Source organism: Halomicrobium zhouii (genome assembly GCF_900114435.1).
GTDB lineage: Archaea > Halobacteriota > Halobacteria > Halobacteriales > Haloarculaceae > Halomicrobium > Halomicrobium zhouii.
Window position 1 is genome coordinate 44,306 of the sequence record NZ_FOZK01000005.1, and the last position, 14,138, is coordinate 58,443.

15 protein-coding genes are annotated in these 14,138 nt (G+C 68.7%); 5 read left to right on the forward strand and 10 right to left on the reverse strand.

Annotation, left to right across the window (positions count from 1 at the left end; genetic code table 11):
• Positions 1 to 51: 51 nt before the first annotated feature.
• The 7 genes from BM337_RS18620 to BM337_RS18650 all read right to left on the reverse strand — a co-directional run bounded on the left by BM337_RS18620 (position 52) and on the right by BM337_RS18650 (position 4,134).
• Complete coding sequence (locus tag BM337_RS18620; RefSeq protein WP_089818802.1) at positions 52 to 324, reverse strand: DUF5808 domain-containing protein; 273 nt, start codon at positions 322 to 324, stop codon at positions 52 to 54.
• Positions 325 to 386: 62 nt separating this feature from the next.
• Entirely contained in the window at positions 387 to 848 is a 462-nt protein-coding gene (locus BM337_RS18625) for a universal stress protein (RefSeq protein WP_089818805.1), read from the reverse strand.
• Between the two features lie 31 nt (positions 849 to 879).
• On the reverse strand, positions 880 to 2,538 hold the full coding sequence (locus tag BM337_RS18630; RefSeq protein WP_089819177.1) for a bifunctional N(6)-L-threonylcarbamoyladenine synthase/serine/threonine protein kinase: 1,659 nt from the start codon (positions 2,536 to 2,538) through the stop codon (positions 880 to 882).
• 133 nt (positions 2,539 to 2,671) lie between these two features.
• Positions 2,672 to 3,259, reverse strand: a complete 588-nt coding sequence (locus BM337_RS18635) for a twin-arginine translocase subunit TatC (RefSeq protein ID WP_089818807.1) — start codon at positions 3,257 to 3,259, stop codon at positions 2,672 to 2,674.
• A 114-nt stretch (positions 3,260 to 3,373) separates the two neighbouring features.
• Positions 3,374 to 3,508 (reverse strand): 30S ribosomal protein S27ae, encoded by a 135-nt coding sequence (locus BM337_RS18640; protein WP_089818809.1) that lies wholly within the window; start codon positions 3,506 to 3,508, stop codon positions 3,374 to 3,376.
• Positions 3,509 to 3,512: 4 nt separating this feature from the next.
• Positions 3,513 to 3,830: a 30S ribosomal protein S24e gene (locus tag BM337_RS18645; RefSeq protein ID WP_089818811.1), complete on the reverse strand. Its 318-nt coding sequence runs from the start codon at positions 3,828 to 3,830 to the stop codon at positions 3,513 to 3,515.
• 61 nt (positions 3,831 to 3,891) lie between these two features.
• Positions 3,892 to 4,134 carry a hypothetical protein gene (locus tag BM337_RS18650; protein ID WP_089818813.1) on the reverse strand — a complete coding sequence of 81 codons (243 nt, stop codon included), beginning with the start codon at positions 4,132 to 4,134 and terminating at the stop codon, positions 3,892 to 3,894.
• 123 nt (positions 4,135 to 4,257) lie between these two features.
• Between BM337_RS18650 and BM337_RS18655 the strand changes: the two genes are divergently transcribed.
• The gene (locus BM337_RS18655; RefSeq protein WP_089818815.1) at positions 4,258 to 4,653 is read left to right on the forward strand and encodes a hypothetical protein; all 396 of its coding nucleotides are present in this window, start codon (positions 4,258 to 4,260) and stop codon (positions 4,651 to 4,653) included.
• Between the two features lie 178 nt (positions 4,654 to 4,831).
• Positions 4,832 to 6,628: a PAS domain S-box protein gene (locus BM337_RS18660; RefSeq protein ID WP_089818817.1), complete on the forward strand. Its 1,797-nt coding sequence runs from the start codon at positions 4,832 to 4,834 to the stop codon at positions 6,626 to 6,628.
• A 36-nt stretch (positions 6,629 to 6,664) separates the two neighbouring features.
• Here the strand turns inward: BM337_RS18660 and BM337_RS18665 are convergent, their stop codons facing one another.
• On the reverse strand, positions 6,665 to 7,687 hold the full coding sequence (locus BM337_RS18665) for an AAA family ATPase (RefSeq protein WP_089818819.1): 1,023 nt from the start codon (positions 7,685 to 7,687) through the stop codon (positions 6,665 to 6,667).
• Between the two features lie 87 nt (positions 7,688 to 7,774).
• Entirely contained in the window at positions 7,775 to 8,503 is a 729-nt protein-coding gene (locus tag BM337_RS18670; protein WP_177227718.1) for a sugar phosphate isomerase/epimerase family protein, read from the reverse strand.
• A gap of 112 nt (positions 8,504 to 8,615) precedes the next feature.
• Between BM337_RS18670 and BM337_RS18675 the strand changes: the two genes are divergently transcribed.
• The 3 genes from BM337_RS18675 to BM337_RS18685 all read left to right on the forward strand — a co-directional run bounded on the left by BM337_RS18675 (position 8,616) and on the right by BM337_RS18685 (position 12,515).
• Positions 8,616 to 9,920: a glucuronyl esterase domain-containing protein gene (locus BM337_RS18675; RefSeq protein WP_089818823.1), complete on the forward strand. Its 1,305-nt coding sequence runs from the start codon at positions 8,616 to 8,618 to the stop codon at positions 9,918 to 9,920.
• 118 nt (positions 9,921 to 10,038) lie between these two features.
• A complete protein-coding gene (locus BM337_RS18680) occupies positions 10,039 to 10,971 on the forward strand; it encodes an MOSC domain-containing protein (RefSeq protein ID WP_089818825.1) in 933 nt (310 codons plus the stop codon).
• 731 nt (positions 10,972 to 11,702) lie between these two features.
• On the forward strand, positions 11,703 to 12,515 hold the full coding sequence (locus BM337_RS18685; RefSeq protein ID WP_089818828.1) for an aldo/keto reductase: 813 nt from the start codon (positions 11,703 to 11,705) through the stop codon (positions 12,513 to 12,515).
• Between the two features lie 108 nt (positions 12,516 to 12,623).
• On the opposite strand, the gene BM337_RS18690 is transcribed toward BM337_RS18685, so the two are convergent.
• Complete coding sequence (locus BM337_RS18690) at positions 12,624 to 14,048, reverse strand: ATP-binding protein (protein WP_089818830.1); 1,425 nt, start codon at positions 14,046 to 14,048, stop codon at positions 12,624 to 12,626.
• Positions 14,049 to 14,138 lie beyond the last annotated feature (90 nt).

The window sequence follows — 14,138 nt, forward strand, 5'->3', positions numbered from 1 at the left end:
GCTACTCCGGCGAGGGCGGGAAAATAGGCGTCGGTTTCGCGAATGCTCCCCTCAGTCGACGATAACTTCGACCGGTTCTTCGTCGCGCTCGGCTGGGCCCTGGGACCGGCTCTTGCCCTCCTGCCACAGGAGCGCACCGACGACGGCCAGCGCCACCCAGGAGCGCCAGTTGGCGAGGTTCAGCGTGTAGCCGATGCCGAAGGGCTTCTCGACGAGCATGCCGTCGTCCGGTTGCCAGTACGAAGAGAGCAGTCGCCGGACGCTGGGGCGGTCGAAGTTGTACGGCACGCCGAAAATCTCGCCAGACTGTGGTTTGTCGGCCATACGCGACGGTTGGGCACGCGCCGTTAAGTCGTTTTTCCCGCCGATAGTGACGACTGGCGGTCTTATCCCAGCAGCGTCGTCACGGGGCCGTCGAAGTTGAGGATGATCGCCTGGGCGCGGTCGCCGAAGACGGCCTTCCCCGTCGGCGAGCGCTTCTTGCCGGTGAGGAACACGTGGTCCGTGTCGTTTTTCTCCGCGCTCTGCAGGATCCGGTCGGCCTCAGTCTCGGAGTCGCCGAGGCGGGCGGCGACGACGTCCCAGTCGAGGTCGAGGCCGTCGAGCGTCTCCTCGACAGTCCCCTCGGAGCGCTGGCGGAGGTTGTCGAGGACCGCCCGCTCGTTGTACGTCGTGTGTTCTCCCTTTCCGGCGGCCTCGAGGCTCTCCCGCTTCTCCTCGTACTCCTCCGGCGTCATCAGCGCCAGCACGTCGAGGTGGGCGTCCACCCCGGCGGCGAGCTCGCTGGCTTCGCGGAGTATCGTCTGCCCGTCCTCGCCCGTCTCCAGAACCACGAGTGCTCGTTCCATGGCTTGGTTTCGGGTAGCTGACCACTTAATCTCACTGGTAGCGGCCACGCCCTTCGATCTCCCGTAGCTGGTCGATGACGGCCCCGTCACGCTCGCTGGTCTCGCGGTAGGCGTCCTCGGCCACGTCCCGGAGCACCCCGGCGTCGTCGGTCGTCCCCGCCAGCGACTGTGCGAGCACGTGCAGGTCCATCGCGTGGTCCTCCTCGTCCTGGGTGTAGTAGCCCAGGCCGAAGTCGATGAGGAAGGTCTGGATAGCGCCGTCTCCCTCCGCTGGCCCCACGCGGACGTTCCGCGTCGTCGGGTCGCCGTGGACGAATCCCGCGTCGTGGATCCGCGCGAGGTGTCGGCCCACGTCACGGACAGTCGCCTCGGTCAGTGCCTCCCGGAGGTCGTTCTCACCGACGTGCTGGAAGACGATGCGGGACTCCCAGGGGTCGACGTCGCGGATCACCGGCGTCGGGACGCCGTGGCGGCGGGCCTCGCTCGTCAGCCGCGCCTCCTGCCGGGTGCGTTCGACCCGCAGACGCTCGTCGAGTGCCGGATGGCGGTAGGACCGGGGCTTCCGCTCCTTGACGACGCGGTCCCCCTCGAACCGGACGGTGGCCTCCGCGCCCTGGAGTTCGCGGTCATCGACGGTTGCCGATTCGTCGGGCCGCTTCGCGCCCCGACCCCGCCAGCTGACGTCCACCTGATCCGGCCGGTAGTCCGAATCGACGCGCGACTCCTCGATGGCGACGGTGTCGCCAGCCGCGAACATCTTGGCGCCGAGGACGGCGATCATGCCGGCGTTGTCCCGCAGGAACTTCGCCGGCGGGGCGTAGAAGTCGGCGCCGCGCTGGTCGCACATCTCGGCGAGCATCGCCCGCAGGCGGTCGTTCTGGGCGACGCCGCCGCCGAGGACGAGTTCGTCGCCGTCGGTCAGCGACAGCGCCCGCTCCGAGACTTCGGTGAGCATCGCGAAGATCGTCTCCTCCAGCCCGCGGCAGACGTCCTCGACGGCCTCCCCCTCGTCGACGGCCTGCTTCGCGGCGGACATGATCCCCGAGAAGGAGAAGTCCATCCCCTTGACGACGTAGGGGAGGTCGAGGTACTCGCCCTCCTTCGCGTGGCGCTCGACCTTCGGCCCGCCGGGGTGGCTCCAGCCGACGTGGCGGGTGAACTTGTCCAGCGCGTTGCCGACGCCGGTGTCCATCGTCTCGCCCAGCACCCGGTAGCGCCCGTTGCGATAGCCCAGGATGTGTGCGTTCGCGCCGGAGGCGTTCAGGCAGACGGGGTCGTCGAACCCCGAGAAGTGCCGGCCCACCTCCAGATGGGCGACCATGTGGTTGACACCCACGAGGGGAACGTCGAAGCGCTGGGCGACGGCACGGGCCGCGGTGCCGACGATGCGGAGGCACGGTCCGAGACCCGGACCACGGGAGAAGGCGACGGCGTCGATGGGCGACGCTGGATCCTCGCTGGACTCTGCGACTCGCTCTTCGGCGTGTTCGATGGCCGTCTCGACGACCTGTGGAACCGCCTCACCCATGTGCTCGGCGGCCTCCCGGGGGTGGATGCCGCCGCTCGCGGGCTGGTAGGCGTCGCTCTCGATGAAGACGTGCTCGTCGTCGGTGTGGGTCGACGGGTCCGCCGTCTCGAAAACGGCTGCGCTGGCCGCCCAGGCGGTCCCCTCGATGCCCAGTACTCGCATTCGGTCGCCCGATCCGGCCGATTCGCTCATCTGGTTGTGGTGGATTCGGATACCCACGGAAAAGACGACTTCGATACGCGCGGGCGCCAGGCGCCGACGCTGGAGCCGCCCTCGGACCCTGTCGCTGGCGCGGTCAGGACTGGTCGTCGAACTCACTGCCGTTCCGGGACCGAGAGAGCGCGGCCGCCCCCGTCGCGAACGCGACCTGCGTGGCGACGCCGGTCGCGAGCGAGACGTCGCAGGCCAGGCCCGCCCACCGGACGACCGACCAGGTCGAATCCCCGGCCGCGAGCACTTCGACGGCGACGGGGAACGCGATCTGGTACCCGAGAACCGCGCCGACTGGAAACAGTGCGGCGCCGACCAGCGCGAGGAACGCGCGACGGGATCCGGCGTGCGACGTACTGGCCCACCACCGGCGGAGAACGACAGCCTCCAGCGCCAGGACGAACCCGACGACCAGTGCGACCCGAACCTGCGCGAGGATGACGTCGAACGGGGTGACCCTGAAGTGCGTCTCGACGGTCGCCGCGTCGTTCAGGCTGCTTTGCAGTACGTCCCAGAGGACCGCCTGCATGGCGAACACCGTCACCGGGACCGCGGCCAGGAAGGTGACTACCCCGAGGACGATCGCCAGTGGGTCGCCGAGCGTGCCCACGATGACGGCACGGACGCTCGACCGATCGTCGGCCGTCTGGCGAGCGGATGACGAACTGGTCATTCGTCCGAACGGTTCGTCGGTCGGGGTATCAATCTACTGGGACCGAACGGGATGAGAGGCCGCGCGAACGCAGTCGCTACCGGAGAAGATGCGTCGAAAGCGGAAAAACGGCCCTTACTTCCACTCGGTGTAACCGCACTTGCCGCAGTGCTGGCGGTCGTCGTGCTCGGCGAGGAACGCGTCGCCACAGCGGGGACAGCGTTCGCGGGCCTCCTGGCCGTCGTCGTCGTAGTACTCGTTTCGGGCCATCGGATCAGGCCTCCTCCGCCTCTTCGCCGTCGCCCTCGCCGTCGGCGACGATCTTGTTGCGTTCGAGCATGTGGTCCTGTTCGACGTCGCGGGCCTGCTCGGCGCTGTCGTACACCTTGGCGTAGCCGATGGTCCGGCGCATGCCGAACTTCGTGTCGAGTTCGTGGACGACGGTCTCTTCGGCGTCTTTGTTCAACATTGCGGCCAGCGAGTCGCGGACGGAGAGACGAGAGGGGGTCGCGTCCTCGTGTCGCACCTCGAACCGAACGTCGGTCCGGTGCAACATGGGGTTCTCGTCTTCCTCGATGATTTCGATGTCCATGTTTCGTTGTGTGTTTCTAGCCCTTGAGTCGCGTAAAAGGATTTCGAAGCCGTCGGTGGCCTCACTCGACAGTGCTGGCGTCGTCGTCGGACCCGCTGGCGGCGGATGCGTTTTCATGTGCTGGGACCCGAATCCCCCGGCGGACGGCCGTTTCGAGACCCGAGAACAGGCCCACGGCGAGGAGAAAGCTCCCGAAGAGGACCATGCCGCCGACGGCGAGCGCGCCGCTGGTCGAATCCATCGTTCCGAGTGCCACGCTGACTGCTCCGATGGCGACCAAACCTGCGTCTTCCCAGTAGGCCATGACCGACGTGTCTCCTGCACGACGTGTAAATTTACCGTGACGGGAGTTCACTATCGATCGCTGGTTCCGCCGAACGAGTCAACGAACGGAACGGTTTTCACTTCTGTGGCTGAATCCCCTCCCGTGCCCGAACGCCGTCACCGAAACCTGATCCTCGGGACGATGGCCCTCCTGATCGCCGCCTTCGCCGCAGCCGACGTCCTCGCGCTCGGTGGAACGTCGACCGACCTCGGGCGCTTCGACGCCGTCGTCTGGAGCGTCGTCGCCACCGTCGCCCTCGTCCCCTACGCCTCCGCACGGGCTCGCCGGATTCGCGATCGCGCTCTCGGGAGCCGGCCGGTCCGCGTCGCCTTCGGTCTCTTCGGCGTGGGGTTGCTGGCGCTCGCCGGCGGTTTGCTGCTCGAAATCTCTGGGTCGTGGGGCCGTGCATCGCGTCCGTCCCGTTTGAGCGCCGGCTTCTGGATAGCCGTCTTTGGTCTCGGTGGCGTCGGCGCCCTCTGGACGGCACTCGACGGGTGACTGGATCCGGCGCACCGCGGAGGCGACAGGGCTATACCGGCCGACAGCCCCCTGTACGTCATGTGGTGTCCCATGACGTTCTCATCGCCCGGGCGCCGTCACCGGCGAACCGCGAGGCCCGACGCAGTGCGACGCGTTTTGCCCGGATCCGGTGTGCGTCCGGTGCTGGTCGACGGGGATGAGTGACGGGTCGCGCGAGCGGGACCGGGCCGTCGACGCCGACGAGCTACTGGCGGCGCTGCCGGACCCGGTTCTCGTCGTCGCCGGTGACGACGTGATCGTCCGTGTGAACGAGGCGTTCTGCCGCTCCTTCGGCGTCGAGTCCGATCACGCCGTCGGCCGCTCCCTGGACCGGGTCGCGGGCGTCCCCGGCACAGTGATCGGTGCCGTCTCCGAGTGCGTCGCCGACGCTCGCTCCGGTGCCGCCCAGGGCCCGGTCGAGGCGGCGGTCCGGAGCGACGGCGCGGTATCGACGGTCGAGATCGACGCCGGCGTCCTCGACACCGACGACGGCCGGGTCATCGTCGTCGTCCGCGACGTGACCGAGCGGGCCGAACGCGAGCGCGTGCTCGCCGACGGCGAGCGGCGGTTCCGGGCCGTGTTCGAGGGGACGACCGACGCGCTCGTCGTCGCGGACGACGACGGCGAGTACGTCGACGCGAACCCCGCGGCCTGTGACCTGTTCGGCCTCGACAGAGCGGCCCTCCTGGAACGCAACGTCTCGGCGTTCGCCGACGCCGACTACGACGTCGCGGCCGCGTGGGACCGGTTCCTGGCCGAGGGTGCGATGACCGGCGAGTTCGAACTGGTCCGGCCAGACGGCGACCGACGGACCGTCGAGTTCACGGCGACCGCGGACGTGACGCCGGGGCGCCACCTCGCGACGCTCCGGGACGTCACCGACCGCCGACGGATCGAGGCGGACCTCCGTGAGAGCGAGACCCGCTTCCGGCAGATCGTCGGCCGGGTCGAGGAGACGATCTGGATGGCCGAGGCCGAGACCACCGACCTCCTCTACGTCAGCCCCGGCATCGAGGCGCTGACGGGCCGCCCGCCCGCCTACTTCGTGGACGACCCGATCTGGAACTTCGTGGCTGACGTCCACCCCGACGACGCGCCGGCGGCGCGGGCCGCCGTCGAAGAGTGGCTCGCCGACGTCGAGTCGGGCGACCCCGACGACGAGTACCACTTCCAGTTCCGGTACGTCCGGTCCGACGACGCCGTCGCCTGGCTCCACGTCGACGCCAGCGTCGTGACGGATGCGACGGGCCGGCCCGACCGCATCGTCGGCATCATCGACGACGTGACCGACATGAAGTGTCGCGAGCGAGAACTGGAACGGAAGAACGAGCGCCTCGAGGAGTTCGCGGGGATGGTGAGCCACGATCTGCGCAACCCGCTCCAGGTCGTCGTCGGGCGGGTCGCGCTCCTCCGCGAGGAAGGCGTGGCGACCGAGTCGGTCGCCGACATCGAACGCGCGGTCGACCGGATGGCACAGCTCATCGACGACCTGCTGACGCTCGCGAGGGGTGGCGACGACGTCGACACCGTCGAGCCCGTCTCGCTAGAGGTCGTCGCGAGCCAGGCCTGGGGGACGGTCGCCAGCACAGACGCGTCGTTCGCCGTCGTCGACCGCGCGGTCGTCACGGCAGACGAGGGCCGGTTCCGCCAGCTCTTCGAGAACCTCTTTCGCAACGCGATCGAACACGCCGGCCCTGCGGTCGCTATCGAGGTCGGCGTCGTCCGCGACGACGGCGTCGCGACCGGCTTCTACGTCGCAGACGACGGCCCGGGAATTCCCCCGGCCGACTGCGACCGGGTGTTCGAACCCGGCTTCTCCACCGCCACCGACGGCACCGGATTCGGCCTGGACATCGTCGCCGTGGTCGCTGCGGCCCACGGCTGGACGGTCACCGTCACGGAGGGCGCCAGCGGCGGCGCTCGCTTCGAGTTCACCGACGTCGACGTCGCGTGAGCGGCTGGGCCACCGGACGGATAGGACTCCCGACACTCAGGCCCGTCCCGCGGCTATCTCACCAATCTCGGCGAGCAAGTGACTCAGGTGGATCCGGTCGCTCGTCCCCTCCACGAGGTCGGCGTCGATTTCGCCGGCCAGCGCGTGGATCCGGGCGACCCGCTCGCCCGAATACCGCGACCGGGACACGGCGAGGATGTCGTCCAGCACGTCCGACCCGCTGTGGCCCTCGTCGACGAGCAAGTCGTCCAGCGTCGAGCGGGCGTCGGTGAACTCCCCTTCCTCGGCGGCGTCGAGCATCTTCTCGACCGCGTCGTCGGCCTCGACCTCGTTGAGCGACTCGTACGAGTTCTGCATCGTGACGGCGCCGTGCTGTTCGTGGGTGGTCTGGGCGCCCAGCACGGCCTTCCGGAGGTCGCCGTCGGCGTAGCCCGCGACGTACTCCAGGCCGTCGTCGTCGTACTCGACTCCTTCGGCCTCGACGATGCGTTCCAGCGCGCCGACGGTCTCCTCGTGGGTCGGCGCGCGCATGACGACCGGGAAACACCGCGAGCGAATAGGCGGGATGAGCTGTGAGGGCTGGCGCGTCGCGATGACGAACTGCGTCGCCTCGTAGTACTGCTCCATCACGCGGCGCAGCGCCTGCTGGAAGTCCTCGCGCATCCCCTCGGCGTTGTCCAGCAGGATGGTCTTGTAGCTCCCCGACATCGGCGTGTAGCTGGCCGACTCCTTGAGCACGTGGTTGATCAGGTCCGCCTTGGAGGACTCCCGCCGACGCTTCGAGTCGATGAACGGACTGAAGCGCGGGTCGTTCGATATCTCCTTCTTGGTCATGTCGAAGACGTCGGCGACGTTGATCTCGATGAGGTCCGCGTCGGGGTTCTCGTGGACTTCCTGGGCGAGTGCCCGGACGCCCGCCGTCTTGCCCGCCCCCTTCGGCCCGTGGACCAGGAGGTTCATCGGCTCCTCGATGGCGCCCCGGAGGTGCTCGCGTGCCTGCGGCTGGGGTACGTCGTCGAGCGCCGGCGCGTAGGTCTCCGTCCACAGCGGCCCCTTCATTGGGTGTACGTGTGGCGACGCCCGCGTATCAATCCCGCGAAAGTCGCTGTCGTTCTCGCTCCTGTTCCGCCGCTCACGGTGACCCGTTCAGCACAGGTCTCGCACCGTCTCGGCGGCCTCGTCCAGCGTCTCCAGGGGGTCCTCGCCGGGATACTCGTAGATGAGCCAGTCGGAGTCGTTCTCGGCGACGGCGTCGCTGACGCCGTCCAGGTCCAGGTCGCCCTCGCCGACGGGGACGGACTCGCCGGCGTCGACGTCGTAGTCCTTCAGGTGGACGAGGTCGGAGCGCTCGCCCAGCTGGCGCAACCTGGCGACGGGGTCGTCACCGGCGGCCAGCGCCAGCCCGAGGTCGAGTTCGACGTGGAATTCGGTCTGGTCCAGGAACGCATCGAACCCGGTCTCGCCGTTCAGGTCGACGTACTCGTGGTCGTGGTTGTGGTAGTGGAACTCCATCCCGTGCTCGTCGAGTTCGGCGTCGAGGAACTCCAGGCGTTCGACGGCCTCGTCGATGGCCTCGTGGGACGCGAAGTGCTCCCGGTCGAGCCAGGGAACGACGATGTCGTCGGCCGTCAGCTTCTCGTAGCGCGTGACGGTCTCGGCGAACTCGTCTTCCAGTTCGTCGATCTCGACGTGGGCGCCGGCGACCGCCAGTTCCGTCTCGTTGAGCGCCTCGACCACGTCGTCGGGGTCCTCGTCGGCCACGCGGAAGGCGAACTCGACGCCCTCGAAGCCGGCGTCGGCCACGAGTTCGAGCAGTTCGGTGAACGGCCGGTCCACGTTACGGAGCGTGTACAGCTGGATGGCGGGGCGGGTCATGGTTCGAAATTGGGGCCTCGAGCGGAAAGACGTTCGCGTCTGACAGTTTGCGATTCGGCGTCCGGTGGCCGGCGGCTGACGTTTATCTACCATGGGTTTGCACAGTGCTACCATGGAGGTCCCCACCGACCCCTCGCGGCCGCCGTCCCTGCGGTCGGCGCCGGCCCACGAGTTGCCCCCGCCGACCGAACTCCCCGACCCCGCGGACCTTCCCGCCGACCCCGACCTGCCGGACCCCTTCGAGACGTTCGGCGGGGAAGCGGTCGAGCGGCGGGCCGACTGGCTCGCCCGCCGTGCCGAGATTCTCGACCTGTTCCGCCGCTACGTCTACGGCTACGCGCCAGATCCCCCCGAGATAGAGACCGCGGCCGAGCGGACGCCGGGGGTCCTCGACGGCGCGGCGACGCTGACCGAGGTGACGATTTCGTTCCCCGACCTGCCCGCCGACGCGCCGTCGATCACGATGGCGCTGTTCCTGCCGGCGAATGCTGACCCGAACGCCGACACCGACACCGACGGCGACTCACCCGCCGAGACCGGGGTCCCGGTCGTGCTGGGGCTCAACCGCGCCGGCAACCAGGTGACCGTCGCGGACGACGCGGTGACGATACTGGGTGACGCACCGCGGGGCGCCCGGCAGGAGTTCTGGTGCGTCGACCGGATCCTCGACCGCGGCTACGGCTTCGCGACGTACTTCTGCGGGGAACTGGCGCCCGACAGCGAGGACGTGGGCGGCGCAACCGCCGGCGGCGGGAGCACCGCTGGCATCCACGCCACCTACGACGCCGCGGCCCTCCCCGGCCCGCCAGGGAGCGAGTGGGGAACTATCGCCGCCTGGGCGTGGGGACTCCACCGCTGCGTCGACGTCCTCCGCGCGGTCGAGGGCGTCCGTGCTCACCAGATCGCCGTCCTCGGCCACTCCCGCCGGGGCAAGGCGGCGGTGTGGGCCGGCGCGACGGACGAGCGCATCGCCCTGGTGGTCCCTCACCAGTCCGGTACCGGCGGCGTGACCCTCTCCCGGGCGAACGACCAGGAGTCGGTCGCCGACATCACCGGCGCGTTCCCCCACTGGTTCGCCGACGACTTCGACGCCTTCGCCGGGCGCGAGGCCCACCTTCCGGTCGACCAGCACCTCCTCGTCGCCTGCGTCGCGCCGCGGCCCCTGCTCGACACGGAGGGGTCGCTGGACTTCTGGGCCAACCCCGACCTGGCCCACGAGTCGCTCCGGGCCGCTGCGCCGGTCTGGACGTTCCTCGACGCCGACGGCATGGTCGGCGACGGCCTGCTGGCCGGCGACGACGAGATATCGCGAGCCACTGCGGGCGACCTGTGCCAGTACCGCCGGGACACCGAACACACCCTGAACCGGGGGTACTGGGATGCCATCCTCGACTTCGCGGACGCTCACTTCGAGTGAGTTGCGGAGTCGCGGATCCGGCCGGCCGCGGTCGCGACCGTCACCGTTCGCCACTCCGCCGCCGGCCGACCTTGCGCCGAACGTCAGCCTTTTTCGCCGACCGCGCGACTGACAGCGTATGACAGACTGGGTCGCCGACCACCCCATCGAGAGCCGCGAGGCGGCCGACCCGCACCTCGCCCACGTCCAGCGATTTCCCGTCAAGTCGCTCGACCCCGAAGAGCGCGAGGAGGCGACGCTCACCACCGTGGGCGCCCTCGAGGGCGACCGCGAGTGGGCCATCCTCGACCGCGCCGGCACCGAGCCCTACGACCCCAAATCGGCCGACGTCGGCGGCAGCGGTGACTACGTCAACGGGAAGAAGACCGACGCCGTCCACCGGCTCTGGTCGCAGTACGTCCCGCGCGACCAGGGCGGGCCCGCGCTGGCCCTGCGGCGACGGGACGACGACCCGGACACCAGCCGCCTGTTTCCGCTCTACGACGGCCGCTCCGGCGAGAACCCCGCCACCGAACGCGACGTCCACGGCGACCTGAACCGCTGGCTCTCCGAGTACTTCGACCGGCAGGTGAGCGTCCGCTGGGACGGCCGCGGCCAGCACGACGACCGCGAGCGCCACGGCCCGACCGTCGTCTCGACCGCCACGCTCCGGGAGGTCGCCGCCTGGTTCGACTTCGACGTCGCGTCGGCCCGCCGGCGCTTCCGCGCCAACCTCGAGATCGGCGGCGTCCCGCCGTTCTGGGAGGACCAGCTGTTCACCGACGAGGGCGAGGTCGTCCGGTTCCAGGTCGGCGACGCCGCCGTCGACGGCGTCCACCCCTGCCAGCGCTGCGTAGTGCCGGGACGGGACCCGGACACCGGCGCGGAGACGCCGGGCTTCCGGGAGACGTTCATTCAGCGTCGACAGGAGACCATGCCCGAGTGGACCGGCTGCGACCGCTTCGACCACGCCTTCCGCCTGATGGTCAACACGCGCGTTCCCGAGGAGTCCGATGGAACGTCGGTTCGGGTCGGCGACCCCGTTCAGATCGTCGGGACTCGGTCTGAGTAGGTAGGTGAGCCTGATGTCGGGACTGATCAGCGAGTGTAACGAACTCACCCCGATCGTTAGCAGTCGAGGGCGATACTGCAAAGGCCTCGAAAGCCCTCGGCGCGCTCGCGGTCGCTCAACGGGATACCCTCACGCCCGTTCGGGTAGGGCCCGCTGAGCGACTGCCTTCCAGCGCGACCGCACCTCGCCCTTTCATTCCTCCAGGACAGCATCGCTCGCGCGATAAAACGCGCGAGCACTTCCCTCCCCACTCCTCCCCGGATTCGCGGCGTCCGCCGCGAATCACGCTTCCTGACCGCACCGCCCGGTGATCGGCCGGGAGCACGTGCCCGAACGAATGTGAGGGCCGTGCGACCAGGGGAAGGGCAGGGCTGCTGTCCTGGGGGAATGAAAGGGTGAGGCGGGCTCCGGGAACCCCGGCCCAGCAAGCACCGGAACGAAGTGAGGAGCGCAGCGGGGCCGCGGGACCGGAGCGCGCCGAGGGCTTTCTGGTTGTCGTTGGATCCGAAGTCAGCTCCAGAGAGCGCGCCGAGGGCTTTCTGGTTATTAGCTGTTGTAGGAGTCGCGGATCCAGCCACTCCAACAGGCCCGATCAAATCACGCCCTCCCCAGACTCCAGCGCCGTCCCTCGAATCCGCGTTCAAACCCGCCGAAGACGACCCAAAACCAACGACTTCGGAACACCGGAACAACCGCCAGAGCATTAGGACCGTCCGTCCAACCAGTGATCGATGCCAATCGACTCGTTGCCGAGGATCGGCCTCGGGACATACTCCGACGACAACAGAGCGCAGTGGCGCGACAACGTCCGGACGGCACTCGACGTGGGCTACCGGCACGTAGACACGGCCCAGGTGTACGAGAACGAGGAGTACGTGGGCCAGGCCATCGCGGAGAGCGACGTCGACCGCGAGGACGTCTTCCTCTCGACGAAGACGGTCCACGTCGACGTGCCCCCGGAGCCGGAGGACACCGCCGACGCCATCGACGGCTGTCTGGACCGCCTCGGCGTCGACTACGTCGACATGCTGTACGTCCACTGGCCGGCTGACAACTACGACCCCGAGGTGGTCCTGCCCGCCTTCGACGAGGCCTACGAGCAGGGCAAGACCCGCAACGTCGCGCTCTCCAATTTCTCGCCGGCGTTGCTCGACGAGGCCCGCGAGATCCTCGGCGCGCCGCTGGCGGCCCACCAGGTCGAGTGCCATCCGCTCCTCCAGCAGGAGGAACTCCGGGAGTACGCCGTCGAGCACGACCACTGGCTGGTCTGCTACTCGCCGCTGGGGAAGGGCGCGGTGTTCGACGAGCCGGTGATCCAGGACGTCGCCGAGAAACACGACGTCTCGCCGGCCCAGGTGAGCCTGGCGTGGCTGCTCTCGAAGGAGAACGTCGCGGTCATCCCCAAGGCGTCCAGTCGCGAGCACATGGAACAGAACCTCGCCGCCCGGGACCTCGAACTCGACGACGACGATATCCAGCGCATCGACGACATCGACCGGACCTACCGGGAGATCGACCCCCAGCACGGGGTCTGGAATCAGTAGCGTCCGCGAGATCTGGAACCAGTAGCGTCTGCGAGAAACGGCCGGAATTTCTGCGGTGACCCCGCAGTCGACCCGCAACCGACCAGCGCTCGACTCGCAGCCTATGCGCTAGTCGTCGTCCGAGTGGTCGTGGTCGTGGTCGTGATCGTGGTCGGCGTGGTCGTGATCGTGATCGTGGCCACCGTCGGAGGCGGCCTCCGCGTCGCTGTCGCCGGCACCGGAGATGTCGCCGCCAGCGACGAGGGCGTCGTGGTCGCCCTCGATCATGTCCAGGTTCTTCAGGTTGTCACGCTCCTCGAAGTCGGTGACGGCCTCGCGCAGGTCCTGCTGGGTGAGCGTCGTCCGCTCCTCGGTGAGCGCCTCCAGGACGGCCTCGCGGAGGACGAGCCTGAGGTCGCTCCCGGTGAGTCCCTCGGTGATGTCGGCCAGTTCGTCCGGGTCGAACTCGTCGATGTCCATCTGCTGGGTGACCACGCGCAGGATGTCCGAGCGCATCCCGTAGTCCGGCTTGGGGAAGTTGACGATCTCGTCGAAGCGGCGCCAGACGGCGGCGTCGAGCTGGTCGGGGTGGTTGGTCGCGCCGATGAGGAGCACCTCGTCCTCGATGAGCGAGACCTCGTCGATGCTCTTGAGCAGCGTGTTGACGGCGCGCTTGATGGCGGCGTGTTCGTCCGAGGAGCGCGTCTTGGCGACGAAGTCGAACTCGTCCATGAAGAGGATACAGGGGGCGAGTCGCTTCGCGACCTCGAAGGTCTTCTCGACGTTCTTGGCCGTCTCGCCGAGGTACTGGGAGGTGATCATCGAGAGCTTCACCTCGACGAAGGGGAGCTGGAGGTCGTGGGCGAGCGCTCGCGCGACGCTGGTCTTCCCGGTGCCCGGTGGGCCGACGAACAGGAGCTTCCCGATCTCGCGCAGGCCGATGCGGGCGAGGTAGTCGCGGTGCTCGATGGCCTTGACGATCTTCTCGATCTCGCCCTCCTGGTCCGGCGTCAGGACGAGCTGGTCCATCGTCATCTGGACCTCTTCGGGGGCGCGGATGTCGACGAGGTCGAGCATGTTGTCGCCGTCCTCCTCGTCTTCGCCGTCGTTCCCGAAGGCGTCGTCGAGCAGCGCGTCGATGAACGCGCGGTCGGCCCGCGCGGGGCGGTTCTGCTCCCGGGCCAGTTCGTAGTCGACGCCGTCAATCTGGTCCTCCCACTCGGCGGCGAGCACCGGGTTCTCGTTGACGTGGTCGGCGTCGACGCGCTTGCGGAACCACTCCTCGGCCATGTCGCGGTCGGTGAACTCGACGGTCCCCGCGAACTCGTCGCGGTCGGTGAACATCAGGCTGGAGATGGCCTCCCAGGGGCGCTCGACGTCGGTCGCCTCGGCGATGGCGCCCTGGTCGGCCGTCAGCGGTCGTTCGATGGTCGCGTCGCTCCAGAACGGCGCCCGATACGCCGGGGGGAGGTCGTCCGGGTCCAGGTCGCGACGGTCGTTGAACAGCTGCGTCGTCAGCATGAATTCGACGACATCGACGTCGGGGTCACTCATTCCCACCCAAGTTCGCCGGGCGGTGGGATAAGTGACTCGAATCGGAACGTGGCGCCGTCCTGGGCGCCCTCCCCTGACAATATAAACCGT

Bases quoted from the DNA above. Each gene is read 5' to 3' on its own strand.
- BM337_RS18650 (WP_089818813.1), bottom strand. From the start codon at position 4,134: ATGGCCTACTGGGAAGACGCAGGTTTGGTCGCCATCGGAGCAGTCAGC.
- BM337_RS18690 (WP_089818830.1), bottom strand. From the start codon at position 14,048: ATGAGTGACCCCGACGTCGATGTCGTCGAATTCATGCTGACGACGCAG.
- BM337_RS18660 (WP_089818817.1), top strand. From the start codon at position 4,832: ATGAGTGACGGGTCGCGCGAGCGGGACCGGGCCGTCGACGCCGACGAG.
- BM337_RS18640 (WP_089818809.1), bottom strand. From the start codon at position 3,508: ATGGCCCGAAACGAGTACTACGACGACGACGGCCAGGAGGCCCGCGAA.
- BM337_RS18680 (WP_089818825.1), top strand. From the start codon at position 10,039: ATGACAGACTGGGTCGCCGACCACCCCATCGAGAGCCGCGAGGCGGCC.
- BM337_RS18625 (WP_089818805.1), bottom strand. From the start codon at position 848: ATGGAACGAGCACTCGTGGTTCTGGAGACGGGCGAGGACGGGCAGACG.
- BM337_RS18645 (WP_089818811.1), bottom strand. From the start codon at position 3,830: ATGGACATCGAAATCATCGAGGAAGACGAGAACCCCATGTTGCACCGG.
- BM337_RS18670 (WP_177227718.1), bottom strand. From the start codon at position 8,503: ATGACCCGCCCCGCCATCCAGCTGTACACGCTCCGTAACGTGGACCGG.
- BM337_RS18685 (WP_089818828.1), top strand. From the start codon at position 11,703: ATGCCAATCGACTCGTTGCCGAGGATCGGCCTCGGGACATACTCCGAC.
- BM337_RS18635 (WP_089818807.1), bottom strand. From the start codon at position 3,259: ATGACCAGTTCGTCATCCGCTCGCCAGACGGCCGACGATCGGTCGAGC.
- BM337_RS18665 (WP_089818819.1), bottom strand. From the start codon at position 7,687: ATGAAGGGGCCGCTGTGGACGGAGACCTACGCGCCGGCGCTCGACGAC.
- BM337_RS18675 (WP_089818823.1), top strand. From the start codon at position 8,616: ATGGAGGTCCCCACCGACCCCTCGCGGCCGCCGTCCCTGCGGTCGGCG.
- BM337_RS18630 (WP_089819177.1), bottom strand. From the start codon at position 2,538: ATGCGAGTACTGGGCATCGAGGGGACCGCCTGGGCGGCCAGCGCAGCC.
- BM337_RS18620 (WP_089818802.1), bottom strand. From the start codon at position 324: ATGGCCGACAAACCACAGTCTGGCGAGATTTTCGGCGTGCCGTACAAC.